This window comes from Nocardia fusca NBRC 14340 (genome assembly GCF_001618425.1).
Taxonomy (GTDB): domain Bacteria; phylum Actinomycetota; class Actinomycetes; order Mycobacteriales; family Mycobacteriaceae; genus Nocardia; species Nocardia fusca.
Genome location: NZ_BDCU01000022.1, coordinates 122,983 through 147,906, shown reverse-complemented (window position 1 = coordinate 147,906; position 24,924 = coordinate 122,983). Strand labels below are relative to the sequence as shown.

At 68.0% G+C, this 24,924-nt stretch carries 28 protein-coding genes and 2 pseudogenes; 9 read left to right on the top strand and 21 right to left on the bottom strand.

Annotation, left to right across the window (positions count from 1 at the left end; genetic code table 11):
- Positions 1 to 118: 118 nt before the first annotated feature.
- The 7 genes from NF4_RS13475 to NF4_RS13445 form a co-directional block, all read right to left on the bottom strand.
- On the bottom strand, positions 119 to 712 hold the full coding sequence (locus tag NF4_RS13475) for a hypothetical protein (protein WP_063127692.1): 594 nt from the start codon (positions 710 to 712) through the stop codon (positions 119 to 121).
- Between the two features lie 47 nt (positions 713 to 759).
- The gene (locus NF4_RS13470; protein WP_063127806.1) at positions 760 to 2,256 is read right to left on the bottom strand and encodes an NAD(P)/FAD-dependent oxidoreductase; all 1,497 of its coding nucleotides are present in this window, start codon (positions 2,254 to 2,256) and stop codon (positions 760 to 762) included.
- Positions 2,257 to 2,514: 258 nt separating this feature from the next.
- Positions 2,515 to 3,606 carry a hypothetical protein gene (locus tag NF4_RS13465; RefSeq protein ID WP_063127691.1) on the bottom strand — a complete coding sequence of 364 codons (1,092 nt, stop codon included), beginning with the start codon at positions 3,604 to 3,606 and terminating at the stop codon, positions 2,515 to 2,517.
- Positions 3,607 to 3,868: 262 nt separating this feature from the next.
- On the bottom strand, positions 3,869 to 4,249 hold the full coding sequence (locus tag NF4_RS13460; RefSeq protein ID WP_063127690.1) for a VOC family protein: 381 nt from the start codon (positions 4,247 to 4,249) through the stop codon (positions 3,869 to 3,871).
- Between the two features lie 152 nt (positions 4,250 to 4,401).
- Complete coding sequence (locus NF4_RS13455) at positions 4,402 to 5,613, bottom strand: CaiB/BaiF CoA transferase family protein (RefSeq protein WP_063127689.1); 1,212 nt, start codon at positions 5,611 to 5,613, stop codon at positions 4,402 to 4,404.
- A gap of 97 nt (positions 5,614 to 5,710) precedes the next feature.
- A complete protein-coding gene (locus tag NF4_RS13450) occupies positions 5,711 to 6,886 on the bottom strand; it encodes an alpha/beta hydrolase (protein ID WP_063127688.1) in 1,176 nt (391 codons plus the stop codon).
- 102 nt (positions 6,887 to 6,988) lie between these two features.
- Positions 6,989 to 8,080, bottom strand: coding sequence for a homogentisate 1,2-dioxygenase (locus tag NF4_RS13445; protein WP_063127687.1), 1,092 nt, complete (start codon positions 8,078 to 8,080; stop codon positions 6,989 to 6,991).
- Between the two features lie 131 nt (positions 8,081 to 8,211).
- Here NF4_RS13445 and NF4_RS13440 point away from each other — a divergent pair, with 131 nt between their 5' ends.
- The 4 genes from NF4_RS13440 (at position 8,212) to NF4_RS13425 (ending at position 10,752) form a co-directional block, all read left to right on the top strand.
- Positions 8,212 to 8,985: a TetR/AcrR family transcriptional regulator gene (locus tag NF4_RS13440; protein ID WP_084533102.1), complete on the top strand. Its 774-nt coding sequence runs from the start codon at positions 8,212 to 8,214 to the stop codon at positions 8,983 to 8,985.
- Between the two features lie 86 nt (positions 8,986 to 9,071).
- Positions 9,072 to 9,230: a hypothetical protein gene (locus NF4_RS37770; RefSeq protein WP_157120290.1), complete on the top strand. Its 159-nt coding sequence runs from the start codon at positions 9,072 to 9,074 to the stop codon at positions 9,228 to 9,230.
- Between the two features lie 69 nt (positions 9,231 to 9,299).
- Complete coding sequence (locus tag NF4_RS13430) at positions 9,300 to 10,028, top strand: DUF6973 domain-containing protein (protein WP_063127685.1); 729 nt, start codon at positions 9,300 to 9,302, stop codon at positions 10,026 to 10,028.
- A 160-nt stretch (positions 10,029 to 10,188) separates the two neighbouring features.
- The gene (locus tag NF4_RS13425; protein WP_063127684.1) at positions 10,189 to 10,752 is read left to right on the top strand and encodes a TetR/AcrR family transcriptional regulator; all 564 of its coding nucleotides are present in this window, start codon (positions 10,189 to 10,191) and stop codon (positions 10,750 to 10,752) included.
- A gap of 233 nt (positions 10,753 to 10,985) precedes the next feature.
- Here the strand turns inward: NF4_RS13425 and NF4_RS13420 are convergent, their stop codons facing one another.
- The 3 genes from NF4_RS13420 to NF4_RS13410 all read right to left on the bottom strand — a co-directional run bounded on the left by NF4_RS13420 (position 10,986) and on the right by NF4_RS13410 (position 14,275).
- A complete protein-coding gene (locus NF4_RS13420) occupies positions 10,986 to 12,026 on the bottom strand; it encodes an aldo/keto reductase (protein WP_063127805.1) in 1,041 nt (346 codons plus the stop codon).
- Between the two features lie 251 nt (positions 12,027 to 12,277).
- Positions 12,278 to 13,126 carry an LLM class flavin-dependent oxidoreductase gene (locus tag NF4_RS13415; protein ID WP_063127683.1) on the bottom strand — a complete coding sequence of 283 codons (849 nt, stop codon included), beginning with the start codon at positions 13,124 to 13,126 and terminating at the stop codon, positions 12,278 to 12,280.
- A gap of 207 nt (positions 13,127 to 13,333) precedes the next feature.
- A complete protein-coding gene (locus NF4_RS13410; protein ID WP_063127682.1) occupies positions 13,334 to 14,275 on the bottom strand; it encodes a zinc-binding dehydrogenase in 942 nt (313 codons plus the stop codon).
- A gap of 136 nt (positions 14,276 to 14,411) precedes the next feature.
- Between NF4_RS13410 and NF4_RS13405 the strand changes: the two genes are divergently transcribed.
- Both NF4_RS13405 and NF4_RS13400 read left to right on the top strand, forming a co-directional pair.
- Positions 14,412 to 15,062 (top strand): TetR/AcrR family transcriptional regulator, encoded by a 651-nt coding sequence (locus NF4_RS13405; protein ID WP_063127681.1) that lies wholly within the window; start codon positions 14,412 to 14,414, stop codon positions 15,060 to 15,062.
- A gap of 139 nt (positions 15,063 to 15,201) precedes the next feature.
- The gene (locus NF4_RS13400; RefSeq protein WP_232330448.1) at positions 15,202 to 16,062 is read left to right on the top strand and encodes a methyltransferase domain-containing protein; all 861 of its coding nucleotides are present in this window, start codon (positions 15,202 to 15,204) and stop codon (positions 16,060 to 16,062) included.
- Positions 16,063 to 16,223: 161 nt separating this feature from the next.
- Here NF4_RS13400 and NF4_RS13395 read toward each other — a convergent pair whose 3' ends face one another.
- The 6 genes and pseudogenes from NF4_RS13395 to NF4_RS13370 form a co-directional block, all read right to left on the bottom strand.
- The gene (locus NF4_RS13395) at positions 16,224 to 16,556 is read right to left on the bottom strand and encodes a hypothetical protein (protein WP_063127680.1); all 333 of its coding nucleotides are present in this window, start codon (positions 16,554 to 16,556) and stop codon (positions 16,224 to 16,226) included.
- Entirely contained in the window at positions 16,557 to 16,847 is a 291-nt protein-coding gene (locus tag NF4_RS13390; protein WP_063127679.1) for an MGMT family protein, read from the bottom strand.
- The gene (locus NF4_RS13385; protein ID WP_063127678.1) at positions 16,844 to 17,311 is read right to left on the bottom strand and encodes a nuclear transport factor 2 family protein; all 468 of its coding nucleotides are present in this window, start codon (positions 17,309 to 17,311) and stop codon (positions 16,844 to 16,846) included. Before NF4_RS13385 ends, NF4_RS13390 begins: the two co-directional genes overlap by 4 nt.
- Complete coding sequence (locus NF4_RS38615) at positions 17,308 to 17,739, bottom strand: nuclear transport factor 2 family protein (protein WP_063127677.1); 432 nt, start codon at positions 17,737 to 17,739, stop codon at positions 17,308 to 17,310. Before NF4_RS38615 ends, NF4_RS13385 begins: the two co-directional genes overlap by 4 nt.
- Complete coding sequence (locus NF4_RS38610) at positions 17,736 to 18,122, bottom strand: hypothetical protein (RefSeq protein WP_063127676.1); 387 nt, start codon at positions 18,120 to 18,122, stop codon at positions 17,736 to 17,738. The genes NF4_RS38615 and NF4_RS38610 overlap by 4 nt, the downstream gene beginning before the upstream one ends.
- A pseudogene (locus NF4_RS13370) lies at positions 18,119 to 19,495 on the bottom strand (flavin monoamine oxidase family protein); the annotation flags it as partial. The pseudogene NF4_RS13370 and the gene NF4_RS38610, both read right to left, overlap by 4 nt.
- Before the next feature lie 137 nt (positions 19,496 to 19,632).
- On the opposite strand from NF4_RS13370, the gene NF4_RS13365 reads away from it, so the two are divergent.
- Positions 19,633 to 20,283: a TetR/AcrR family transcriptional regulator gene (locus NF4_RS13365; RefSeq protein ID WP_063127674.1), complete on the top strand. Its 651-nt coding sequence runs from the start codon at positions 19,633 to 19,635 to the stop codon at positions 20,281 to 20,283.
- 434 nt (positions 20,284 to 20,717) lie between these two features.
- Here NF4_RS13365 and NF4_RS13355 read toward each other — a convergent pair whose 3' ends face one another.
- Positions 20,718 to 21,188, bottom strand: coding sequence for a DIP1984 family protein (locus NF4_RS13355; RefSeq protein WP_063127672.1), 471 nt, complete (start codon positions 21,186 to 21,188; stop codon positions 20,718 to 20,720).
- A gap of 338 nt (positions 21,189 to 21,526) precedes the next feature.
- On the bottom strand, positions 21,527 to 21,925 hold the full coding sequence (locus tag NF4_RS13350; RefSeq protein ID WP_063814574.1) for an SCO4402 family protein: 399 nt from the start codon (positions 21,923 to 21,925) through the stop codon (positions 21,527 to 21,529).
- A gap of 408 nt (positions 21,926 to 22,333) precedes the next feature.
- On the opposite strand from NF4_RS13350, the gene NF4_RS39785 reads away from it, so the two are divergent.
- Together NF4_RS39785 and NF4_RS13340 are read left to right on the top strand one after the other, a co-directional pair.
- Positions 22,334 to 22,456 carry a hypothetical protein gene (locus tag NF4_RS39785; protein WP_269749596.1) on the top strand — a complete coding sequence of 41 codons (123 nt, stop codon included), beginning with the start codon at positions 22,334 to 22,336 and terminating at the stop codon, positions 22,454 to 22,456.
- Between the two features lie 179 nt (positions 22,457 to 22,635).
- Positions 22,636 to 22,821 (top strand): annotated as a pseudogene (locus NF4_RS13340) (hypothetical protein); the annotation flags it as partial.
- Between the two features lie 456 nt (positions 22,822 to 23,277).
- Here the strand turns inward: NF4_RS13340 and NF4_RS13335 are convergent.
- The 3 genes from NF4_RS13335 to NF4_RS13325 form a co-directional block, all read right to left on the bottom strand.
- Positions 23,278 to 23,739, bottom strand: coding sequence for a nuclear transport factor 2 family protein (locus NF4_RS13335; protein WP_063127668.1), 462 nt, complete (start codon positions 23,737 to 23,739; stop codon positions 23,278 to 23,280).
- Between the two features lie 102 nt (positions 23,740 to 23,841).
- On the bottom strand, positions 23,842 to 24,450 hold the full coding sequence (locus tag NF4_RS13330) for a pyridoxamine 5'-phosphate oxidase family protein (protein ID WP_063127667.1): 609 nt from the start codon (positions 24,448 to 24,450) through the stop codon (positions 23,842 to 23,844).
- Positions 24,451 to 24,452: 2 nt separating this feature from the next.
- Positions 24,453 to 24,842 carry a hypothetical protein gene (locus NF4_RS13325; RefSeq protein ID WP_063127666.1) on the bottom strand — a complete coding sequence of 130 codons (390 nt, stop codon included), beginning with the start codon at positions 24,840 to 24,842 and terminating at the stop codon, positions 24,453 to 24,455.
- Between the last annotated feature and the right edge of the window lie 82 nt (positions 24,843 to 24,924).

Below are 24,924 nucleotides of genomic sequence, written 5' to 3'. Positions count from 1 at the left end.
TCCATGGAATTGCTACAGCGACAGCCTGTTTCATGCGTGCCTCTCATCAGTTCGGTGCAGAACTATAGTCCGCGCGGGCGATATCGCAATCGCTGGGTGAATGCTGAGCGCGGCCGGATCAATCCGGCTCGGCGCGCCGGGAATCGGGTTCGTCGTGCCAATCCGGACCTTCGTCGAGGCCGGGGTCGTGTTCGGGGGACACCACCCCGGGGTTGAACGTTTCGCGGATATAGCAGAGCGGCTGATCGAGGAGCAGGACATAGGCCCGTGCCGCGCACAGGCGTCCATCCGGCCACCGCGCCAGGCCGGTCCGCAGGATGCGCCGCCGCTGCGCGACGCCCCGCGACATCAGACTGCGTCCGATGGGACTGCCGAGATCGTCCACGCCGTAGGTACGCGCCCGTCCGTGCGCGGCGACGACATAGTTCAGCGAGACGGTCAGCTCCCCGTGCACCAGCCGGGATCTGCGGACGAGGACCCGGTCCTGCCCCGACAGGCGGAGCGCGTCGAGCACCGTGCCGGGTAGCCCGGCGGCGCTCGTGTCGTGCTGGCACACGACCCGGACGCTGAGTTCGGCGTCGACGATCGCTTCCAGTGCCGGAGTGGTATAGCCGTCGTGGGCGAGCAACGTCCGGGTCAGTGGGTCTCGGAAGCCCGGGCCACCGGGCGGGACGGCCCCCGGTGGCCCGGGCAGCAGGGGCGCAGCGGTCACTGCGGCCCCCGCACTCGGATACTCATGAAATCGTTGCGAGCTCTCGATCAGTCGGCCGCGCCCTCGGCCGTGAGGGGTGGCAGCACCGGACGGGCGACGGCCTCCTTTTCGGCGGCGCTGCGGGAGTCGCTGGTGAGACCCAGGACCGGTGCGGTGGTGATACGGATATCGCCCATCGTGGTATCCGCGCCGAGCGGATCGCGCCAGATGTTCCAGACCGGGGACATATCGAGATGGCCCATGTACTCGATATTCGCGCCCTCGGCGTAGTCCCCGTCGCGGAAACCCTCGGCTTCACCGACGATGGTGCTGGTCGCTGTGCGGGTCTGGGTGCCGGAAGTCTCTTCCACGTCGGTCAGGCCGGCCATGATCCTGGTGAAGGATTGCTCGTTGGTATCGCTTTCGTGTTCCTCGGTGAGGGTGCTCGCGTGTGCGAAGTACTCCTCGGATCCGATGTAATCCTTGTACATACGGGACACCAGGGTCAGGAACCGCTCGTATGCCCGTCGATAGGTGTATTCGTGGAAGGCCAGGGCATCGGCTTCGCTCATTTCGCCCCGCAGGTAGGTCGCGATGGAAGCGGCCGCGGTGAGCCCGCCGTAGGTGGCCAGGTGCACACCCGTGGACAGCAGCGGATCGAGGAAGAGCGCGGAATCGCCGACCAGCGCATAGCCGGGACCCCAGAGCCGGTCCGAGACATAGGAGTAGTCCTGCTCGGCGCGCACCTCGGCGATCTGCTCCGCGCCGTCGACCAATTTCTGCATCGCCGGGGTGTCGCGGATGATGGCGTGGTAGTACGCCTCCCGAGAACCGTATTCACGGACCCGTTCGGCGGCGATCTTGGTGGAGATCACGTAGCCGACGCTGTGTTTCCCGCTCGCGAGCGGGATGTTCCAGAACCAGCCGCCCTCCGGGGTGGATACGACGTTGATCGCGCCCTCCGGACTGTCCGGGTGCAGCCGGGCCCCCGTCCAATACGACCAGATCCCGATATTGCGGAACCCGTTGTGCACGCGCCGCATCTTGAAATGTTTCGCCAGCAGTCCGGCGCGGCCCGAGGCGTCGACCAGGAAGTCGAACTCGGTGGTCCGGAGCGTGTCTTCCCCGGCGAGTACCCATTCGACCGCGGTGGGGCGTTCGTCGTCGTCGAAGACAACGCGCTTCACCGTGGCACCCTCGATCACCTCGGCGCCCTGGTCGGCGGCGTTGCGTAGCAGGATCTCGTCGAATTCGGCACGGTCGACCTGCCACGACCAGGCCTCGGCATCCACCAGCGCGGCCCAGTTCAGCAACCAGGTGTCGTCCTGCCACTGGAAATACCCGCCGCGTTTCACCTGGAACCCGTGCGCCGCCACCTTGTCGTAGGCGCCCGAGAGGCGCAGGGTCGACAGTACGGAAGCCAGCAGCGACTCCCCGATGTGATAGCGGGGGAACGTATCCCGCTCCAGGAGGGTCACCCGAATTCCCGCCCGGGCGAGCAGTGCTGCGGTGGTCGACCCGGCCGGGCCTCCGCCGATGATCAGAACATGCGGATCGTGCGCCATAGCTGACTCCTGGATCAACTGAACGAACCATGAGGTCCGCCACCGGCGGCCGGACCGACCGGGGTCCATGGCCCGGAATCGCGATGCCGCAAGTGGTTTCGAACAGAATGGCGCCTAGAAGAGTGTATCAGCGCACGCACAATTGTGCGTGCATCTGCACTACGTATCTGTATGAACAACACAGAGCGCCGAGACCCGGCGAGCACGAACACCCGCCGGGTGGGGCGCATCGGGAACGGACGACGTTCGCCCGGGGGTTCAGCCCCGGCTGCCCTCCGGTGCCCGGACCAGCGACGCGATGGTCGCGGCACCCTGTTCGGCCTCCTCGGCGTTGTTGCGGCCGAATCCGCACGCGGCGGCCACCCCGTAGGCGGTGGTTCCGCGGGCCTGCTCGAAAAGCGACAGCGCCTGCGCGCTCCGGTCGGGGTCGTCGGTGGAGACCACGCCCGCGATCACTCGCCATTCGGGCCCGAGTTCGCGCAGCGGCGCGTAGAAGGCGGGGTCGACCGGCGCGGGATGGGCGCCGTACGCACACGGGATGTGCACCCGGGGAACGGGCACTCCGCGCTCGGCGAGGCGGCGTCCGGTACGGCCGAGCAGCGCGACGGCGGGTGCCAGGTTCTTCGGGGCGAGCAGGCTTTCGTGCTGGTAATCGCCGTAACACAGGTGCACGATGGTCTCGGTCTCGATACCGTGCTCACGATCGACCTCGTGCACCTTCTCGAGGAACCCGGCCAGTTGTCCCGCGACCACCGGCGCCAGCGCCCACAGCGCCCCCAGTTGCTGCGCCTTGACCATGCTCAGCAGCGAGATCGGGGTTTCCACCTGCCAGACGATCAGATCGCCGTGCCGGCGGCGTACCTCACGCATCTCCTGGAGTACCGCCTCGGTGAACACCGGGAGATTCCGCACTGCGGTGAGGGCCAGATTCGACCGCCGCAATGCCAGTCCGACCGGCAGGCCGGTGGCCACGGCGCCACCGGCGTGGACGAACATGGCGAGATCCAGTGGGTGGGGCTGGCTGAGCTGGAGTTTGGTGCCGGCCAGTTCGGGCCGGTCGCGTAGGAACGACTCGAAGGCCGTCACCACTTCGCCGATCCGCTCGACCCGGTTCATCGAGACATCTCGCGGTTCCAGGGTCCGCCCGGCCCGGACGCCGTAGGTGGGGAAGTCGGAGTATCCGTCGAATCCGCCCGGGCGCAATACCTCCAGGGTGTCGGTGCGGTTCCCGAGGTCCTTCAGGTAGGCGAGGATCCAGTCGGGATCCAGATCGCAGGGGATCGCGGTGACGGGGCGGCCGTCGGTGTGCGCCGCGAACCAGTCCAGGACGCCACGATCACCTCCGGTCATCAGTTCAGGGGGGAGGCTACCTACAAAATGCGCGTACCTGGTCATGCGTCACTCTTCTGTCGCCCGGCGGGAAGACGACCGACCCGGCGCCGATCGCCCGAGGCGGCCGACACGCATCCGGCCGATCGTCGCCGACCGCGGTGTGCCGCATGGTGTCTCACGCCACTCTCCGATGATAGCCGCTACGCATCGTCGAGCGGGCCGTTCTCGGGGACCGGGACCGGCGGATCACCTCGCCTGCCGGGCGGCCGCGCCGGGTGCGCTAATCCTGGAGTGCGGCCTCCGAACGGCGCATCACCTCGGTATCCAGTTCCTGGATCTGGATCGTGACACCGTCGGGGTCGGTCAGCCGCAGGCTGCGCCCGAAATCCTCTTCGACCAGTTCCGGGGCGTACCCGGCGGCGCGGAGGCGGGCGGCGACCGTTTCCAGCGGTTCGTCGGTGGCGAAACCCAATTCCACTGTTCCCGGCGGCCGGCCCTTCGATACCGCGGCGTCGTGGATGCCGACCGCGCCCGCGTCGGCGTCCAGTTGCGACCAGACCGACAGGCCGTTGTCGTCACCGGGGTGCAATCCGAGCCCGGCGTAGAACCGGCGGGACTCCTCGACATCGGCCACGTATCGGATGGGCAGTGCGGTCAGCACGAATCCTCCTGAGTAGAGCGGGCGGCCACGGCCGCCCGGGCAACGGGTTCACCGTTCCGATCGTGCACCGATCCGCGCTGATCAGCGCCGATAACCGCCGGTACGGACGGTTTCCGGCATCGCTACGGCCCGCGGTGCCGGAATCCGACACGCTAGACGATCCCCTGTGACCGCAGGGCCGCCACCTCGGCCGCGGATTTCCCGAGCAGACCGGAGTACACCTCGTCGTTGTGCTGACCCGGCCGCGCCGAGCCGGCATTGCGGATGGTCCCCGGGGTCGCCGACAGCACGGGCACGACGCCCGGGCCCTTCACATTCCGTTCGATGCGCTCGTCGTAGTGGTCGGCGATCATGCCGCGCGCGTTCAGCTGCGGGTCGGTGACCACCTCGGCGACGGTGTTGATGGGCCCGCTGATCACCCCGGCTTCACCCAGCGTCGCGATGATCTCCCCGGGCTGTCGCCGGGCCGCCCATTCGCCGATGATCGCATCGAGTTCGTCCTGGTTGCGGCCGCGTGCGGTGTGGTTCGCGAATCGTTCGTCGGTGGCCAGCTCCGGTTGGTCCATCGCCGCGCAGAGCCGGCGGAACACCGTGTCCTGGTTGGCCGCGATAACCACCCAGCTCCCGTCGGCGGTGCGGTAGATATTGGACGGCGCGATACCCTCCAGCCGGGTACCCGACGGGCCGCGGACCACACCGCCGATGTCGTAGTCGGGGATGGTGGACTCCTGCACCGCCAGGCAGGCCTCGGTGAGCGCGGCGTCGACGATCTGCCCCTCCCCGGTGACGGTGCGCCGGTACAGCGCCGCCAGCGCTCCCTGGGCGGCGAACATCCCGGCCAGACTGTCGCCGAGGGAGAGCGCGAGCCGCGGCGGCGGGCCGCCGGGGAAACCGTTCATATGGCGCAGGCCGCTGGCCGCTTCGGCGACCGAGGCATATCCGGCCTTGCGGGCTTCCGGGCCGGTCTGCCCGTACCCGGATACCCGGACCAGGATGATGCCCCGATTGCGTTCCCGCAGTGCGTCGTAGCCGAGACCCCAGCGTTCCAGCGTGCCGGGTCGCAGGTTCTCCACGATGATGTCGGATTTCGCGGCGAGTTCCAGGAACAGGTCCCGGCCCGCATCCTCCCGCAGGTTCAGCGTGACGGCTTTCTTGTTGCGCGCGTGCACGGTCCAGAAGAAATGGTGTCCGTCGAGTTCGGCCTGACCCCAGGTGCGCAACGGGTCCGGGGCGTCCGGGGGCTCGAGTTTGATCACCTCGGCGCCCATATCACCCAGGAGGCGGCCGGCGAAGGGGCCGGAGATCAGCGTACCGATCTCGAGTACCCGGATACCGTCGAGAGCACCGGTTGTCGCGGAGTCCATCGCGGCATTATCTCCGGTGGCCACGGGGGCGGGACCGAGGGGTGGTGCGGGAGCCCCGCACGCCGCGCACCCGCCGGGGCCGGGGAGCGCGGCGGGGTCACGCGGCGGGCCCCAGGCCGCGGGCGCGCAGCCAGCCGTCGACGAGCGCGATCGCCTTCGCCAGCGGCTCACGCTGGTCGGGGCCCAGATAGTAGTGGTTGGCGCCGGGGATCTCGTGCAGTTCCTTGTCCGCGCAACCCAAAGCCTCGTGGATGCGATGGGCGTGCGAGGGTGTGCACACATTGTCGGCGGCGTTGTAGAGGACCAGGGTGGGGACCTCGATATCCGGGCCGCAGGCGACCGCGTCACCGCGGGCGTCGTCGATACTCCACTGCGACAGCCAGCTGCGCAGGGTGGTGAACCGGGCCAGGCCGAACGCGCCCGTGTTCACCTCCTGCGGTTCACCCAGATAGGACTCGCCGGGCGTGCGATCGTTGGGATCGAGGGTGGGGTCGAGCACGGTCGGATCGGCCATGGTGCCGTGGACGACGAAACAGAACTCGTCCTGTGGCCGGTCCGATGCCGCGATCGCCGCGAGCTTCTCCTTCACCCAGGCGGTGATCCGCCGGTTCCGGTCGACCTGCGCCTGCCGGTAGCGGGCGACGAATTCGGCGCTGTAGGGCGGCTGCTCGGGGTTGTCCGGGTTGTAGAGATCCAGGTCCGCGTCGCGCCGGGAGGGGTCGGTCTCGTCGAGGATCGACGGGTCCAGGCATTCGGTGAGGGTGTGGTGGCGGCTGATATGGGCGGCCATGAGCAGGATGCCGTCGGCCGGGATCAGCTCGAGTGCGGTGAGGTCGGGCCCGTCGCCGGAAGGGCTCGAGGTCACGGTCGGACGCCGGGCCTGCTGCTGGTAGTACACCGACAGCGATCCGCCCCCGCTCCACCCGGCCAGGACCACCTTCGTATAACCGAGCCGTTTCTTGGCGTCACGGATACATTCTCCGAGGTCCTGCACCACTTTCTCCATGAGCAGTGCGGCATCGGCGCCGCGATAGCGGCTGTTGCAGACGATGATGTGGTGTCCGGCCCGGGCGAGCGCGGTGACGATCGGCAGATAGGTGCCGCTGGAGACCGGATGCATGAGCACCAGCACTGTGTCCGACGCGAGGTCCTGCGGTTTTACCAGGATCGAATCGAGGGTCACCGTTTCGGTGAGGCCGCCGTAGGCGTCCCGGGTGCCGGAGGTGTTCGCGTACGCCACCACATACGGGACGCGCTCGACATGATGCGACATCGTATTGCCTGCCTTCGTCTTTCGTTACCGCTGAACACAGCGCCGGCCGGTCACCGGACCGCGGCCGGCGGGCCGCGGTCCGGCGACCGGGTGCCGGAATCTTCAGTGCGCACCGAGATTCGCGGCCCGCACCTCGGGCGAGGGGGTGAGCCGCCGCCGGGTGTCGACCGCGATGGTGGTCCACCCGATATGGGTGATCTCCTCGCGTTTACGCCGCGCCCGCTCGCGCATCTTCTCCGGCGCGCCGTGGTGGACACCCTGCGGCGCATGGGAGATCAGGCCCGGCGGCATGGGCACGCCGTACATATCGCCGCCGTGGAAGAACGCGATCTCGTCGTAGTCGGCATTGCGGTGATACCACGGCACGGTTTCGGTCCCCGGCGCCGATTCGGCCCGCTTCGGCAGGAAGTTCATCACGTACACCCCGGTGGCCTGCATGAACAGATGCACGGTGGCGGGCAGGTGCACGGTATCGGAGAGGATCACGTGGTAGTCGGCGATATTGAACGTGAACGGGAAGTTGTCGCCCTGCCAGCCCACCACGTCGAGCGGATGGTGCCGATAGAACAGGGACGTCGGGCCGCCCTCGTGGATCAGCCGCACTTCGTACTCGTCGCGCCCGTCGTCGTCCAGAGCCCGCGGCTCGGGGACGACCATCTTGCCCGGGTCGAACGGGAAGTGCCGCCCCAGCGGACCGGCCGGTGGTACCCGGAACTCCTCGGTCGACTCGATCATCAGCCAGGTGGATTCGCCGTCGGGCACCTGCCGGAATGTGCAGGCCTTGGGTAGATAGACCCAGTCGCCCTCCCGATAGCGCAGCGGCCCGAACTCCGTCTCCAGCAGACCGCTGCCCTTGTGCACGAACGAGAGCAGGTCACCGTCGACGTAGCGCGCGAAGAACGGCATCTCCTGCGTGCGCCGGCTCAGCAGGATCCGGCAGTCGGCATTGGAGAACAGCAGCAGCGGTGAGCCGGCGGGGTCGGTGGAGTCGGTGGGCTTCAGGGTGTCGGCGAGTACGTCGACGGGCGCGAGCGGACCCTCGGCGCGATAGCCCATCGGCTCGTTGCGCCGGTACAGCTGGGCGGTGCGCCCGGTGAATCCGCCGCGGCCCAGTTCGTCGTCCTTGAGGCCGTCGAGATCGGCGTGCAGCCGGCCGGGAGTGATGCCTTTCCGCAGGTGCACAAAGGATTCCATAGCAGTATCCCGTCCTCGTCGGGCGCGGAGCGGCCGTGGCGAGGGTGCGCCGCGATCCGCCACACCGCACAGCGGAGTGATCGGTGTCACCCTCGCAGAGAAATTGATAGCTGTCAATATAATCCGGGTTCATGGACGTAGAGGTCGCACCGGAACCGCGGGGGTCGCGCAAGGGGAGAGGACGCCCACCCGCCGGTGATTCGCCTGCCTCGGTGGACGAGATCCTCACCGTCGCCCTACGCGTCTTCGCCCGCGACGGGTTCGCCGGCGCCTCGGTGGCCGCGATCAACCGGGAACTCGGGGTGAGCCACAATCTGATCCATCAGCGGTTCGGTTCCAAGGAAGCACTGTGGTACGCGGTGGTGGACTGGATCTTCACCGATGTCATCACGCTGCTGCGGATCCGGCCCGGCCGCGACGATCTGCCGCCGCTGGAGGAATTCCGCGCCGGCATCATCCGCTTCCTGGAAATCCAGGCCGAATACCCGGACGTGGTGCGGTTGATCAGTATGGAAGCGGCCATCGAGGGCCCCCGGCTGACCTACCTCTACGACCGGCACATCGAACCGATGTCGGTATTGCTCGCCGAACCACTGAAACCGCTGCTCCGGCAGCGGATCCTGAACCGCGACGACCTCCGCACCCTGCACTTCCTCATCACGAGCGGCGCCACCGCGCCCTTCGCGCAGCTGCCGCTGGCCACCCGGATCGCCCCGGCCGACCCCCTCGCGCCGCGGGCGGTACGTCGCCACGCGCGCCTGGTCGCCGACACCATTGTCGCCGGAATAGCGGCCCGGGCGGCCCGGACACCAGGCCCGGACGAGAACGTCGGGGACGGAGGAGAACCGGCGCGAGCCGCGGCTCGCCGACGTATCGGTTCGGTAGATCCGGGTCTGCCAGAATGAACACGCCCGGCCGTGCGGCCCGGGAGCGGCACACACCGCTGGAGTGCGGGGAACCCTTTCATGTACGACAGAGGTCCGATCTCGCCGTGAAGATCGAGGAATCGCTCGAGGCGCTCGATGGAGTGGTGAAGTATCACGCGGATCGCCTGAGTCGATTCGGTGACGAACTCGATCGGCAAGCCGCCGAGTACGAGGCGCTCGACGATGGTGTCACCGGGCAGTTGAAAGAGGCCGGGCCGCGGTGACGACTCCTGATCCTCTCACCATCGACGATCCGGGAGGCGGACAGCGAGGGGGCCGAAAGTTTCGCCCGGTTGCTGGAGGATCTCGCCGATACGGTCAAGAAACAGGTGGCCGCGACTCCCGACGATCCGTACCTCGCTTGGGTGCTCAGTGAGTACCAGACGGACTCGTCGAAGGGGGAGCCCCAGCTGTGGCCCGAAGGCTGGATGCCGACGGCCATGCGTGTCTACGATTCCGAATTCCAGCCCAAGATGATGACTTCGGAGGAAATCGAGGCGCTGGAGGATCTTTTCACCGAGCAGGGTCCGCTTGCCGCGTATCGGCAGGCGAACATGGTCGACGAGGCCAAGAGTGCCGCGGAGGAGAACTATCCCCAATCGCTGGACGACGGTCACGGCAACGCATTCAGGCATATCTACTGGAATGCGCGGATGACCCAGGAGTTCGGCCCCGAGTGGACCGAGACCTATGGGACGGCGCACGAGAAGAGCGGTGGTAACCCACCCAATCGCGAGGCGATGGATCTTTTCAACAACCAGATCGGCCGTGAGATCGGGGCCGATAATCCGGACGCCTCCCCCGAGGAGTTGCAGCACATCATCAAGAGCAAGATCGAGAGCGGTGAAGTGCTGGTCATGGCGCCCAAGGATGGCGAGGGTAGTCCTCCGGTGATCACCTGGAGTAACAGTGATATCAAATACCTCGAATTCGGTGATGCCGGAGTTGTCGGCCGGGATGACGAGTTGATCCCCACCCAGGGGCGGGTAACCGGCGGACGGGTTCTCGCGCCCGCCGAATAGCCGCCTCCGCGGGTGGTCGGCGGGCCCACATCAGAGCCGTCACAAAGGTTCGGGGACCGGGCCGGTCCTCCATGGCCGTTAATGGCCCTCGTCGTCCAGGAGCGTAGAGCGGGATCGGCTCGGTGCTCGGGGAATCGGCTCGCCGCGTTAAGCTGACCCGATGGCGCGGGCGCGTGGTGCCGTTCAGTTGACGGTCGACGACTGGTTGCAGGCCGGCTACACCGTGCTGGCGGAGGAGGGCTTCCGGGCGCTCAAACTGGATGAGATCTGCCGGCGTCTCGGGGTGACCAAAGGTAGCTTCTACCATCACTTCTCCGATATCGCCGCGTTCAAGGACGCGCTCGTGGCGGCGTGGGGTGGCTGGCGCGATCAGGACCACCGGCGGATGGACGCGCTCGCCGGCGTTTCGCCGCGGGAACGGCTGATCGAGATGATGGGGTTGCTCACCGGCTCCCGGCAGTGGACGCTCGAGCGCGCTATGCGGGAATGGGCTCGGTCGGATCCGCGCGCCGCGGCGAATGTGCGCGCCGCCGATCGTCGCGCCCGCCGCGCGGTGCGCCGGGCTTTCCTCGATCACGGGTTCGACCCGGAGACCGCGACCCGGCGGGCGGAATGGATGTTCGCGATGGGGATCGGTGCGCTGCATCTGTCGGATGGTGCGCGCCGGGCCCGGACGGGAACCGCCGAGCACGCCGAGTTGGTCGATTTCCTGCTGCGTCGCTGAGCGGGGTGGGGCGGATCGTCGGGGTGAGCCGCGGACAGGAACGGCGCGCTCGACCCGGCTCCCGGGCGGGCCGCGTGCACGGGAGCACACCGCCCGTCCGCTGAACGGCCCCGCCCGGCGCGGCCGGTGGCCGCGACGAGTGGTGCGCGATCGATTGCATCCCGAACGGCATCCCGCCGACCTCCCCGGCCGGAACGCCGGCCTGCGGGGGATACCAGGCAGGTGGCCGGTGATCAGGACCCAGGGTGCAGCACCCGGTCGGATTCGCCGCGGAACTGGGCGGGTATCGCGGCCTGGTGCCAGTGCGGGTAGATCAGGGCCGGGGCGCTCACCTCGTCGAGCTGCCGGAGTTCTTCGGCTGCGAGCCGGACTTCGGCGGCCTTCAGGGTTTCCGCGAGCTGGTGCTCCTCGCGCGCGCCGATCACGAGTGTGCTGACCGCCGGTCGGGTCAGCAGGTAGGCCAGCGCGACCTGGGCCGGTGGGATGCCGTGGGATCCGGCGATCCGGACGAGGACATCGATGGTGTCGTAGAGCTTGTCCCGGTTGCGGACCGGAGGTTCGGACGAACCGCCGACATGGCGTCCGTGGCCGGGCGTCCGGTCCCGGCGGTACTTCCCGGTGAGCAGTCCACCCGCCAGCGGGCTCCACACCATCACTCCGAGGCCCTGGTCCACCGAGAGCGGCAGCAGTTCGTATTCGGCGTCGCGGCTTTCCAGGGAGTAGTAGATCTGGTTGCTCACGAACCGCTGGTAGCCGTGCCGGTCAGAGACGGCCAGGGCTTTCATCAGCTGCCAGCCCGCGTAGTTGGAGACACCCAGGTACCGGACCTTGCCCGCCTGCACCAGCGAGTCCAGTGCCTGGAGGGTTTCCTCCAGCGGGACCCGGCCGTCCCATTCGTGTACGTGGTAGATGTCCACGTGGTCGGTGCGCAGCCGGCGCAGACTGGCGTCGATCTGGCGCAGGATGTGGTGGCGGGACAGCCCGGCGTCGTTGACGCCGTCGCCTACCGGGAACCGGACCTTCGTCGAGATCAGTACCGAATCACGCCGCCCGGCCAGGGCTTCGCCGAGAATCTCCTCGGACCGGCCGGCGGCGTAGGCGTTCGAGGTGTCGATGAGATTGACGCCGGCGTCGAGACACAGGTCGATCTGGCGGCGGGCCGCTGTGAGATCATGGCAGGCCCAGCCGGTCGGGTCGGTATTGCCGAAGGTGGCGGTGCCCAGGGCGAGGGTCGAGACCCGGAGGCCCGCTCGGCCGAGCTGACGGTATTGCACTGCCCACCCCGTTCCGGATTCGTGATCTCCGACCAGGCTACGCGCGATCGCCGGGTGCGCGGCCGCTCCGGTCGCGAGATCCGCCGATCTCCGTGGTGCTCGCCCCATCGCGGCCGGGCTCCGGCCCGGTGGGCGAGCGGATCGGCGAATCCCCTCGACGAAGAACGGTGCAGTGCCCGCCGCCCGGACAGCGGTGGCGGCGGGCACTCGGCGCGGTGACTCTGCCTCCCCGCCGTCCGGCGCGGACCCGATCAGCCGATCAGGTCGGCCAGGCGATCGACCTGGTCCGGGTCGGTGCCGTAGCAGTAGAGCATGACCTCGTCGGCGCCCAGGTCGGTGAATTGCCTTATCGCCGCCTGGATCTCGTCCGGCGTCGTGCGCATTCCCGACACCGTGTGCTCGGCCCAGTCGGTGAAAGCGTAGTAGGCGCCGATGGCCGCCCGGGCCTCGTCGATGACCGATTGCGGTCCGAGCGCGACGTTGACCTGAGCGACGATCCGCGGCTCCCCCTGCCGTCCGTGCTCGTGCCAGGATCGGCGGACCGAATCGAACAGTCCCGCACACCACTGCGCCGGTGCCGCGGACAGGAATCCGTCGCCCCAGCGGGCGACACGTTCCAGCGCGACGGGCCGGAACCCGCCGAACAGGATCGGCGGTCCGCTGCGGCGAACCGGTGTGGGCCCGATCGGCCCGCAGTCCCCGCCGAACGGTTCGCCGGCCCACAATCCGCGCAGTTGCGCGAGTTGTTCGTCCATCCGGCGGCCGCGGATGTGCAGGTCCACCCCCGCCGCGAGATGGTCGTCGGCGCGGCCGCCGACGCCGAGCCCGAGCACCAGCCTGCCGCCGGACATACGGTCCAGCGTGGCGACCTGTTTCGCCAGCAGGGCGGTCTCGCGTAGCGGGGCGAGCAGGACCTCGGTCTGCACATTGATCCGGCTGGTGGCGCCGGCGAGCACCGACAGCGCCACCAGCGGTTCGGGGTTGTCGTAGACGAGGCGGTCGAGCAGGCCGAGGGTCGAGAACGGTCCCGCGTCGGCACGGCGTGCCCAATCGAGCAGGACGGCGGGGTCGGCGATGGGGAGTCCGAGTCCGATGTGCATGGAATTCCTCCGGAAAATGGGTGGGCTAAATACGCCGCCCACTCCATCGCCCGGTTCGTTCGGGCGCGGGCTCCCACTCTGCGGCTGTACTTCCGGGGAGCTCCGATCGGATCACGCCGACTATAGGCGCGAATACGACCATCCACAAACAGAAATCCGCCGGCGGTCCCTCTCGGCCGCCGGGGCTCCCGGTGACCGACGCGTCCGCTACACCAGCGGTCCGCCCACTTCCAGCACCGCCTTCCCGTGCAGGCGGCGGGACAGCAGCGCCTCGGCCGCCTCGCCGACCCGGTGCCAATCGCCCTGCCAGGCGATACTCGGCCGCAGGGTCCCGATCGCGACCTGCCGGGCCAGCCAGCTCAGGTCGGGACCCAGGTCGCGACACCCCAGGAGGAAGAAGGAGGTGACCGATCGGTCGTGGCGGCCCTGGTCGCCGAAGAACGCCCCATAGGGGAACGTCTCGTCCGCGCCTGCCGAATGCCCGACGGCGACCACCGTGCCACCCTCGGCGAGCCGCTGGTAGGCGTCGACCAGCCGGTTGCCGCCCACCAGGTCGATGGCGCCGTGGACGGGAGCGTCCAGGTCACCGGCGCCGGTGACGACCTCCGTTGCGCCGAGTTCGCGCAGGCCCGCGCCGTGCGTGGCAGGGTCGCCGGTCGCCGCGACGACATGCGCGCCACCGAGCCGGGCGAGCTGGACCGCGTACCGGCCGGTGCCGCCGGTCGCTCCGGTGATCAATACCCGCCGCCCCAGCAAGGGTCCGAGCCGGTGCAGGGCGCGCAGCGCGGTGGTCGCGGCAACCGGAACGGTGCTGAGCGCCGCGGGCTCCGCGCCGGCCGGGGCTGTGCCGATCAGGTCGGTGTCCACCGCGCGGAACTCCGCCCAGGCGCCGGACCAGCCGAGGGTGACCACCGGTGTCCCGGCCGGTGGGCCCGAGCCGTCGCCGGCGGGCTGTTCCACGATTCCCGCCGCGTCCCAGCCCAGGACCGCATCCTCCGGTGCGTCCTCGCGCGCGAACTGGACCTCGCCGTAGTTGAGCGATGTCGCCGTCACCCGTATCACTGCCTGATGGGGTGCCGGATCCGGATCGGGTACCTCGCCGATACGTAATCCGGCCGGAACGGAACGGTCGACGATCAATGCGCGCATGACACAGCGCCTTTCGAGTGCGGGGAGATTCGATGTGACACCGGGTGCGGTGCCATCTCCTTAAAATGCCACTCAGTGGCAAATGGCGTCAAGGGGCGATAGGAATCGAGGGGCAGCCGGCCGCTATCCTGTCCCTATGGCCGACGCTGCGCTGGACCGGCCGCCGCTGCGCGAGCGCAAGAAATTACGCACGCGCCAGGCGCTGGTCGACACCGCTCTGGAACTGTTCACGGAGAACGGGTTCGACAGCACCACGCTCGACGAACTCTGCGACGCGGTCGAGGTCTCCAAACGCACCTTCTTCCGCACCTTCACCAGCAAAGAAGACGTCGCCATGGCGCCGCTGCGGGACATGTGGGCCGCCTTTCTCCACGAGCTGGAAAACCAGGAGCCCGGCGCCGGATCGCTCTACGGGATCTTGCAGGACAGCGTGCTGGCGGCAGTGGAACGAATGCCCGCGCAAGGCTGGGCCGACCGTGCCGCCCGCAGCCACCGTCTCGCGCAGTCCACGCCCTCCATGGGCGCGAACAACCTCCAATTCTGCGACCGCACCATCCGCGAGGCACTGGAGATCCTGCACCACCGTTTCGGCGCCGGACTCCCCGCCGACCAACGCACTCGTCTGGCCCTGGACATAGTGGTCGCCGCATTCCACTGCGGTATGGAAGCGTGGAGCAACAGCTCCGGCGAGCGAGATATCGGCAAGCTCGCGAACCACCTCCGGGATGCCTTCGCCGCCGCACCCGAGGCACTCGTTCTGGTGCCGGATCCACGAGCCGCCGGCTGAACCGACGCGCGGGGTCCCGGACGGTCGAGTCGGTCGCCCGGACATTCCGTGTCGGCGTCTCACTTGCGCCCGAACCGCCACCGAATCGATGCCGAGCGGGTGCCGGGATACTGCCCCGGCCTCGCTAGTGTCGGAATCCGTGCCGAGCGAACCCGAGCAGCCCGTACGGCCGCCGTCGTTCCATCTCGATGCCATCGCGACCGCGCGCGCCGAGGATGCGACGTCCGGGGCCGACCCGATGGCCTTGCTCGTCGCTGCCCTCGATCTGCAGGCCGCCCTCCCCGGGATCCGGCGTATGCGCCGCTGGGCCCACGCCGCGCTGGCTGTCGGCGCCGGGGAGCGAGCTCTCGATATCGGCTCGGGGACCGGCTCGGAAGTACTGGAGTTCGCCCGCCGGGTCGGGCCCGAGGGGCAGGCTGTCGGTGTCGAACCGAACCCGGCGATGCTCGCCGTGGCACGCGAACGGGCCGCTGAGACGGGGGCGCGGTGCCGGTTCGTCGAAGCCGACGCCTACCGGCTGCCGTTCGACGACGACTACTTCGACGCGGTGCGCAGCGAGCGCGTCTACCAGCACCTCGACGATCCGGCCGCCGCCACCGCGGAGATCGCCCGGGTCCTGCGGCCGGGCGGCCGGGTGGTGCTGGTCGACAGCGACTGGCAGACCGCCATCCTGCACCCCGGCGACACCGGAGTGGTCGCGCGGATGGTCGCCGCGATGCTCGAGGCCACCCCCAATTCCAGATCCGGCCGGTCCCTGCGCGGCCGGCTGGTGGCGGCCGGGTTCGAGATCGACGATATGGGTTCGGAAGCGGTGATCTGGGATCCGGCTGCCGCCCGTCCCATGTTCGACGAGGTGGGCGGTACCGCGCTGGCTCGGGAGGTGATCACCGAACAGGAACGCGACGATCTCGTCGCCGCCATCGAAGCGGGCGTCGCGGTCGGTGACTATCACCTGTCGGTCACCATGTTCGCCGTCCTCGGCCACCTCCCGCTTCGCTGATCCGAGGTTTCCCGCGCCCCTACCCGCCGTGTAGCGGGCAGGTATCGAAGGCGGGCTTGGCGGCCACCCGGGCGATTCGGGCCGTTCACCAGCACCAGCATTTTGTCCACGAAAGCATCGTCACCGCCGGGCGCCGAACCGTATCCGTGACCGGTGCGCTTTCAGGACGGAAGGAAACGCCGCCAGTACTCGTGCCGGATCGCATCCCACAGCAGCGACAGTTCCGGGAACCGCTCACGCATATCGGCGAGGTCGGGCGGATGCGCCGAGGGGAACGGGGCGGTGGCCGATGCGTCGAACGCGCTGCGCAGTGCGACTATTCGGATCGAGTGGCCGTCGACCCGCCATATCGCTTGCCAGCCGTCGATTTCGGTGAGACGTTCTCCGCGACCGGTGACCTGCCGGGGCCCGCGGTCCAGCAGAGCGGGCGGGTGTCCCAGCGGACGTGCCGGAAGTTCGTTGCGGTGCTCCGGCTGCGACGATCTCCAGTACATTCACGTTTCCTTCCACCGGTACCGCCGTAGATCGATCCGGCCCGATGTCACCGTGACCCCCTCCGCGCGCAGCCGGGACAGTTGCCGCTCCGCCAGATGTGCTGCGCAGGTTCCGTCCGCGCGCAGCACCCGTTGCCAGGGCAGGTCGGCGCCGTCGGTGGCGAGGATCCGGCCGACGATCCGCGCCGAGGTGACTCCGGCGCGCGCAGCGACATCCCCGTAGGTGAGCACGCGACCGCGCGGGATATCGGCGATCACCTCCCGCACGCGTTCGTTGACTTCGTCGTTCACCGCACACCGTTTCCGGCCGGCGGTGCGAAGCTCGGCCGCAGATTCGAGCGCCACCAGCGCACCCAGATCGACGGAGTCGTGAGAACCGCCCACATGAGACGGGCGGGGTCGAAATACGCTGTGCGTCGCACGATTCGACCGGCGTCGTCGATCTCGAAGCTGTCCACGGCGTCGATCACCACCGTGCGCCCACCGATGACGGCGCTGAGCCGGTGCTCGATGTAGAGCTTATTCGCCGCGCCGGACCAGGAGAGCACGTCACTGCGCAGGTCGGCGGCGAAGGTCTGTAAAGCCTCCACATGTGCCCACCACTGCCGTTTGCCGTGACAGGTCGGAATCATCGGCTGCACGAGTACGACCTCGTCGGCCATGATGTCGTCGAGTGCGCGGCTGTCGATATCGGCCCAGCCCGCGGCGAATGCCTCGACGATCCGCTCGTGTACCGGATCCCGCTCGGTGGTCACAACGCCCCCAGCCGAGCCATGATCTCGGCGATATCGAGATAGGTCTCTTTGGTGTGCACCAGGCCCGTCCGGAAGGTGATGATGTCGAGCCCGGCGAAGGAGACCGGGGTGTCGTTGGGTTCGACGGTCAGCCGCCCGAGGGTAAGCGGTGCGGCCAGCGTCGCGGTCGCCCGGTAGCGCTGCGCCAGAAACCCCGGACCGTATTGCCTGGTCTCGGTATCGAAGTGGATATCGGGCCAGGTCGACAGCAGACCGGCGAAGGCACCGCGCACCTGGTCGTGCCCCACCGCGAGGGGCGCGTCGAGTAACTGGAGACGAAAGGTGGAATCCGCGGTGTGCAGGGCCATGATGGCGCGCAGATCGTGCGCATTCCACGCGGCACCGTATTCCGCGGCGAGTTCGCTCTGGTCGAAGATGTCGACTGTCATCGGTGTCCTCTCGAGGCGCTGACCCGGGCCAGCGCTGCGAATACGACGGTGGTAGCGAGTAGCAGGACCGCTTCCAGCGGGCCTACGAAATAAGGGGTGGCCTGCCCGATGTCGACCAGGTGCGACACTGTGTGGGCACCGTTCCAGACCGCGGTGACGGTCAGTGCCGGTGTCCGCCAGCCGGGGCGGCGGTCGGCCACCAGCAACGCGAACCCGAAGGTGAGGGCGCAGGCGGCGAAATCCCGCGCCAGATGGGTGTTGGGCGGACCGTAGTTCGCCACCACCGACAGGAAATCGGTGGGTAGGAGCGCGGCCCACAGCCCGAGCAGCGTGAAGGTGCCGCCCGCGCCGAGTAGAACGATGTGCCATTGCCATCGGGTCATGCCGCACTCGCCCCGATCTCGGCGAGTATCGCGTCGGCGGGCCGTTCCCCTGAACTGGCGGCGCCGTCCATCGACCCGTACCAGTGGGTCGCGGTCTCCGAGCCGGCCCAGTGCACCCGTCCGTGCGGCTGTCGTAGCCAGGGCCCGTACGACGTCCACGCGCCCGGCACCATATATCCGCAGTAGCAGCCGCGGGTCCACGGGTCCTCGGTCCAGGAGGTACCGATCAGCTGCCGTGGGCGGGCCGCCCGGGGGCCGAACCAGCGGCCGAGGCAATCCCGGACCGCCTGTGCACGCTCGGCTTCGGACCACCGCAGGAGTCGGTGCGCGTGCCGGCCGACCACGAACCCCAGCAGTACCCCCGGCGTTGCGTCCGGCGGTGAGTTGTCGAAGACGGCGCCGACCGGACCGCGGTCGCTGGCGACCTGACCGGACAACCCGTCGCGGCGCCAGAACGGTTCGTCGTATATCGCGAGATATTTGAAGGTAGCGCCCTGCGGCATCCGTGCCAGCAACTGTTCACGGCCCGCGGGCATCGCCGGCCGGAAGTCGACGCGCGCGGCCGGCATCGGCGGTAACGCCACGATGACGTACCCGGACCTCACCGAGACTGTGTCCGTGTGGGTGACGACCTCGGCCGCCGATTGGGTGATACTCCGGACGGGCCTGCCCAGAAGTGGCGGGGTCGGCAGCCGTTCCGCCAGCCGCTGGGCGATGAGCTGCGATCCGCCGACGATCCGGTCCTGCTGGGCGCCGCTGCGGGTTTCGGCCAATCGCTGCAGCGTGCCACCGGCGCTGATGTAGGCCAGGGCGTGCAGTAGCGACAATTCCTCGGGCTCGGCCGACCATACCGCTCGCACTACCGTGCCCAGCAACGCCCGCGCGGTAGCCGATTTCGTATTCCGTCGCATCCAGGACGCCAAGGTCTCGCTGTCCCATCGAGCGGCGTCAGCGGCCGACCAGGGCGCTTCCGGCGGCACCGTACGGGCCAGCCGGTTGAGTGCCCGGCGCGACCGGACGAACGACCACGACGCGACCGGTCCCGACCACGGCACGATCCGGCGCCATCGGCGCACGGCGTCACCGAGTTCCAGCAGGTGTGCGCCCTCGTTGTGGGTGCCGAAGGTTGCCAGGCCGAGTTCGGTGACGATCCGCCCGATCGTGTGCTGACCGGGGCCGATGAACTGCCCGCCGACTTCCACGATCTTGCCGCCCCCGATATCGGCGTTCAGCGTCCGGCCGCCGACCCGGTCCCTCGCCTCCAGTACGCGGACCGAACACCCGGCCCGGGACAGTCGTTCGGCCGCAACCAGACCCGCTATTCCCGCACCCACGACGACGACATCGCACTCCATGCTGTTCTCCTGATCGGTCGTGACGACTCGAGTGGTTACGGCAGGTCGGCGCTCCCGCTACCGGCGCGGAGCAACTTCTTGCAATGCTTACAAGAAGTATGGAGAGTACGGTAGCAGTTGCCGCGAAGATTTTGCAACGATTACAAGAAGGGGTCATGGATCCACGGAAGCAGCGCACTGTCGACGCCTTGCTGCGCGCCGCCGAGGAGGTGTTCGCCGAGCAGGAGGCCGAACTAGTGACGGTCGAGGAGATCGCCGCCCGCGCGGGTGTCGCGGTCGGCTCGATCTACAACCACTTCGGCTCCAAATCTGGACTGCACGCGGCTGTCGTCGAACGAGCGCTCGCCATCGACCGCACCTTTATGGACCGCGCCTACACCCCCGAGCGCAACCCGATCGAACAGCTCTACTCGGCCGCGGAGGAATACCTCGAGTTCTATCTGGCCCATCCGGAGTACTTCCGCATGCTCGCGTTCCCGGCCTCTCCCGGCCGATACGCCGCCGGCAAGGATATGGCGCAACGGCTGGCCGAATCGGTGAACGAACAGAACCGGCGCCTGGTCGAAGCGGTGCGCCTCGGGGTGGCCGCAGGCAGCATCCGCGAGGTGGACCCGGACGCGGTGGCCACGGTGCTGTGGGCGTCTTGGAACGGCATCATCAGCCTCGGCTGGCGCCCCGACGACCTGCACCGCTCTGCCCCCGAACTCCGTGAACTGCTGCGCACCGCCACCGACGTCATCGCGCGGGGGTTGCTTACCGACCACGGTACGAATGCGGGGCCAAGTCGGCCGGAAACGCGCCGATAGCGGGCCTCGAATCGGATCCTTCCCTCGGCCACCCGGCCTTACCGACTGCTCCTGAGGCACGCGACCGTACGAGGTGTTCGATCAGGCGGCCGCTTCAAGGTTTCGCCGCATTCGAATACCCGCGCGCTCGGTTGCCTGGGGCCCGGTATCGGTGGCCGTCACCGGCACGAAACTGCTCGGGCCGGTGGGAAACGCTGCGGTCGGCGCGGAAATATGCGTGGAGTACCCCGTACCCGCCCTCACCGTGATGGATCCGCACCCGGTTGTGTGTTGTGCGCTGTGCGCTCTCACCTGTGCGCGTTGCTGGGCTGCGATGTGAGTGGGGGAGTCGAACCCCTCGCACTGCCCTTCGTGCGCCAGGAGGTGACCGATTGCCCGTCGGTCCAGCGGGTCGGTGCGCGCCTCCGTGCCGGCTACCTGCTCCACTGCTGTGATCAATCCAGGAGGTCGACCTCCCAATTGGCACGCTGGATCCGCACATCCAGTTCACGAAGTTGCGTGGCGAGCCCGTCGGCCTGCGCGCGGAGTTCGGCGACCGGCAGTGCGGACAGGATCTTCAACTCCGAGCGGAGCTGTCGGGCATAGCCGCCCCGGTTCTTGCCCGCGGCCGCGTCGGCAGCGTCGGTGATCACCGAATGCCGTAGCCGCAACGCGTCTCGGCGGGCGAGTGCGTCGGTCAGGGTGCCGTCCGCGCCGATATTCGTGGCAGCGTTGGTGCGGTTGATGCGTCGGATCAGTGTTTCGTACTCCTCGAGTACCTCGCCGGCTTCGCCGAGCAGTGCCGTCGCGTCCTCGGCGGGCTCCTCGCCCTCCTGGAATCGGGCGCTGCTCACGATTCGGGCGCGCAGTTGTTCGATACGGCGCACCGCGTCCGCACGCAACGACAGAGCCTCTGCTAGCTTCACATCCCCCTACTTTCGGTCACGACCACGACGGTTCGAGTATGGCCTACCCGGGCCGGGCGCTGCTGTTCGGTCCAGGTCTGCCCCGACCGGAGCTCGTCACGGAATTCGGGGTCGAGGTCGAGGCCAGACGATGCCGATACTCCAGGCGCGACCGCGTGCTGTTGAGATGAAGGAGGACGCAGACGATCCGCGCTCAGCGAATATCTCGTCGAGTCCAGTGGATCGATAGCCGTTCGCGCACAGAGGCGGTGTGGGTGACGGGAATGTATGCCAATCAGATTCCGCGGTGGGCGTGCCGCCGCCACTGTGGCGGGGTAGCGAGGCGGTCCGCAAAGTAGTCACAAGTCTCCTGTCGACCTCATGACCTCGCGAGCGGATTTGGCGGCGTCCACCACGGACGGCCATCCCGGGTGGGAAAGGTATCCAGAATCGGGCGAATCGCCTAGCTCGTCGATGATCGGATCAAGGCGTTCGGCCAATAAACGGAGCGTGTCCACCTCGGTCCGGTTTGCCAGAACTTGTCCCAGCGTGGCTGTCGGGTCAGGGAGAACCAATGCGTCGTCGTAGAGGATGTGTATGTTCAGATCGAGGTCGTCATAGTAGTTCTCGTGAGGATAGATCTGATCGATCCAAACGCGCTGCTGGTACTCACGATCCGCCAATGCGCTGACAGCGCTGAATACCTGGGTACGCATTTCTGGATAACGGACACTCACGGCTGATTCCAGCTCCTCCACTCGAGCCACTCACTGAGCGGGATATGAGCTTCCGGGTGCTGCTGAATGGACTCTCCTGGTGGAATAGGTTGCCCATCAGGGCCGAGGACCTTACCGTCCGTGCGCACGACTACATGGTCTACGCGCTGAGAGGGGTTCGGACTCGAGGGGTCGCCCTTATCTATTCGCACTCCGTTGCCCTGAGGGTTGTCGGGATCGAGCCACCGTTCTCCTTCCTTCTTCCTGTTGGGCCGCCCGGGACCCCATTCGTCCGGGACTTTATCGACTGCCTCCTGTGGCGGGAAGGCGGCGGTCGTCTCCTGAGGCGAGTCGCTCTCAGCGCTGTCATCCCCGTCGGTGGCTATGTGGACGCTCATTGCGGCGATGGAGGCGAGGGCGGTGTTGATGCCGTTGGTGGTGAGGTCGGGGATGGCGGTGAAGGCGCCGGAGGCGGTTCCGGCTGCGACGACGGAGCCGAAGATGATCAGGAGCCGGCTGATGGTGACGGCGTTCTTGATGATTCCGGCGGTGGTGGTGACGATTCCGCGGTGACCACGATGCCGCCGCCGGCTGCCGCGGGGGCGGCGAGGCCAGCGGAGGCGACTACTGCGAAGGCGACGATACCGGCGGTGATGACGACAGCGGCGGCGATCTCGCCCGTACTTCGTCGGGTACGACGGTGACGGTGTCGTTCGGGTTGGGAATCCCCCCAGGATCAGCCATGAGGATGAGTGGTCCGCGATCTACTGCCGGATCTGCGGGCGACCAACGGTTACGTCCAGGAGAAGGTCGAGGGTGTCACCGTCGGGGGTAACGGCAATCTGTACGTGGTCACCGATAACGACGGCCTGGACGACGCAAACGGTGAAACGGTGTTTCTGGACCTCGGCTCGGCCGGTTCCGCCCTCGGCGGATGATTCGGTGTCGATCTCGCCGCCGGCACGAAGCCCGTCGGCGAGGTCGGTCGGTCATCCCTTTCTGCCACCGCGGGGTGGTTCGGGGCCTGTTGCCGCAGGATCACGACTGCTTCATCGTTTCGCGTCGGGCTGACGAGCTGGAATTCGGCTCCTGCGCGCCCGGATCATGCTGGTGTCGGCGTCGTGGGCGTTCGCAGCCGGCTGCGGCGGGCGGCACAGGCTCGGACGGGGTCGATCACGAGGAGGCCGGAGGGCCGGAAGGGGCAGCGTGGGGGCGGAACCAGCGGCGGAAGAGTTCGCCGCGGTTCCTGGCTCAGGCCCCCTCCCGGATGGGTACCACCACCGGCCGGCTCACCGAACCACACGAGACCGCGGCGCTGGTCACCTTCCTGGCCCCCCGTCTCCGGAAACCTGACCAGGGGACTATCTGGCCGATGGTGGGGCTATCAAGACCGTCTAGTGGAGCGGAATGTCCACCCCGTGTTCCTGTTCGGTTCGCGGCCCCCGGATCCTTCGTTCGGAGTCGGGGATCGCGACGTCGTTGATGCTCGCTTCCCGGCGTCGCATCAGACCGTGATCGTCGAACTCCCACAGTTCGTTGCCATAGCTGCGCCACCACTGTCCGCTGGTGTCGTGCCACTCGTACTGGAAACGGACCGCGATGCGGTTGTCGTGGAAACTCCACAGGCTCTTGCGGAGTGCGTAGTCCAGCTCGCGCTCCCACTTGGCGGTCAGGAACGCGACGATCTCGTCGCGCCCGGTGACGAATTGATCGCGATTCCGCCACACCGAGTCCGGTGTGTAGGCGAGGGCCACGCGCTGCGGGTCGCGGGTGTTCCACGCGTTCTCGGCGGCCTGGACCTTCCGGAGCGCGGTGTCTGCGGTGAAGGGCGGATACGGTGGTCGGGCGTCGGTCATGGCAACCTCTCATGGGCTGGGCGTTCCCGGCGGACGTTTCTCGATGACCCTGGATCGTGATTGCGAGGGCCGGGGCGTGGAGTATTCGGCCGGGCAGGTCGGTCACGGGGAGAGCGGGGTGGGAATTCCGTTGTCCGCCAGCGCTGTCTCCAGTTGGCGGATACGTTCTCTCAGTGGTTCGGTGGCGGCCCGCATTTCGTCTGCGGTGAAGCGCGGAGTGATGAACTTGGGGCAGTTCCAGTCGAAGGCGACGACCTCGACCGTCAGCAGGCCTTCGAGGCGGCCGCTTATTTCGAGTTGTTCGAGCCTTTCCGGAGCGGGCTCCGGATCGAACCGCGCGTGTCCGAGGAGCTTGAGCCTTTTGCGGTTCGGGTAGTCCACCGCGATGATCGCGACCCGGTCGTCGTGGTCGAGGTGGCCGGCGGTGATGTACTGCCGGTTGCCGGTGCTCTCGGCCCACACCAACTGCGTCGGGCCGGTCACTTTCACGAATCCCGCCGGCCCGCCGCGGTGTTGCACATAGGGCCAGCCGTTGCCGCCGGTCGAGGCGAGATAGAAGCTGTCGCGGCGCTGGAGGAACTCGGCTTCCGCCGCGCCCATGCCGGTCGGCACGGGCGCGGCGGAAAGTGCATCGTAACGGTCGAACGAGCCCCGTCGGCGCTGATGCGCCTGCTCGTCCGCTCCGAAAGTGAGTGCGAAGAAATGTTCCATGGTCAGAACGACAGGATGGAGTATCCGTTGTCGACGAGGGTGCGCACGCTGGCCACACCCGAGGTGCCCGGCAGCGGGTTGTCCTTGATCAGTTCGAGACCGGAGGCCTGGGCGCCCTCCTTGCCGCCGAACAGATCGCTGCATCCACACGAGATCCCGGCGACCGTGTGCCGCACTGCCTGATACACGTCGTAGGCAGGATGTTCGGGCGAGTTCAGGAGTTCGGGCCAGCGGGTGCCCGCGCCCTGGAATTGCAGCCGGACCTCGTCACCGGCCTGGTCGAAGTCGTAGGCGGCGGCGAGAGCGTTGAATACGCGGCCGAGTGCCTCGTCGCCGCCCTGGGGGTCGCTCATCACGAGAACGGCGGTCTTGCTCGCGGTGTTTCCACTCATGGTCTGCTCCTTCGGAGGGTGGCCCGGACCTGCGGTCGGGGTCATCCGGGCGTGACTTCTCGAGCTGGGTGGGTGCCCACTC

Bases quoted from the DNA above. Each gene is read 5' to 3' on its own strand.
- NF4_RS13470 (WP_063127806.1), bottom strand. From the start codon at position 2,256: ATGGCGCACGATCCGCATGTTCTGATCATCGGCGGAGGCCCGGCCGGG.
- NF4_RS13465 (WP_063127691.1), bottom strand. From the start codon at position 3,606: ATGACCGGAGGTGATCGTGGCGTCCTGGACTGGTTCGCGGCGCACACC.
- NF4_RS13455 (WP_063127689.1), bottom strand. From the start codon at position 5,613: ATGGACTCCGCGACAACCGGTGCTCTCGACGGTATCCGGGTACTCGAG.
- NF4_RS13450 (WP_063127688.1), bottom strand. From the start codon at position 6,886: ATGTCGCATCATGTCGAGCGCGTCCCGTATGTGGTGGCGTACGCGAAC.
- NF4_RS13445 (WP_063127687.1), bottom strand. From the start codon at position 8,080: ATGGAATCCTTTGTGCACCTGCGGAAAGGCATCACTCCCGGCCGGCTG.
- NF4_RS13440 (WP_084533102.1), top strand. From the start codon at position 8,212: ATGGACGTAGAGGTCGCACCGGAACCGCGGGGGTCGCGCAAGGGGAGA.
- NF4_RS13425 (WP_063127684.1), top strand. From the start codon at position 10,189: ATGGCGCGGGCGCGTGGTGCCGTTCAGTTGACGGTCGACGACTGGTTG.
- NF4_RS13415 (WP_063127683.1), bottom strand. From the start codon at position 13,126: ATGCACATCGGACTCGGACTCCCCATCGCCGACCCCGCCGTCCTGCTC.
- NF4_RS13410 (WP_063127682.1), bottom strand. From the start codon at position 14,275: ATGCGCGCATTGATCGTCGACCGTTCCGTTCCGGCCGGATTACGTATC.
- NF4_RS13405 (WP_063127681.1), top strand. From the start codon at position 14,412: ATGGCCGACGCTGCGCTGGACCGGCCGCCGCTGCGCGAGCGCAAGAAA.
- NF4_RS13395 (WP_063127680.1), bottom strand. From the start codon at position 16,556: ATGTACTGGAGATCGTCGCAGCCGGAGCACCGCAACGAACTTCCGGCA.
- NF4_RS38615 (WP_063127677.1), bottom strand. From the start codon at position 17,739: ATGACAGTCGACATCTTCGACCAGAGCGAACTCGCCGCGGAATACGGT.
- NF4_RS38610 (WP_063127676.1), bottom strand. From the start codon at position 18,122: ATGACCCGATGGCAATGGCACATCGTTCTACTCGGCGCGGGCGGCACC.
- NF4_RS13365 (WP_063127674.1), top strand. From the start codon at position 19,633: ATGGATCCACGGAAGCAGCGCACTGTCGACGCCTTGCTGCGCGCCGCC.
- NF4_RS39785 (WP_269749596.1), top strand. From the start codon at position 22,334: ATGGCGGTGAAGGCGCCGGAGGCGGTTCCGGCTGCGACGACGGAGCCG.
- NF4_RS13335 (WP_063127668.1), bottom strand. From the start codon at position 23,739: ATGACCGACGCCCGACCACCGTATCCGCCCTTCACCGCAGACACCGCG.
- NF4_RS13330 (WP_063127667.1), bottom strand. From the start codon at position 24,450: ATGGAACATTTCTTCGCACTCACTTTCGGAGCGGACGAGCAGGCGCAT.
- NF4_RS13325 (WP_063127666.1), bottom strand. From the start codon at position 24,842: ATGAGTGGAAACACCGCGAGCAAGACCGCCGTTCTCGTGATGAGCGAC.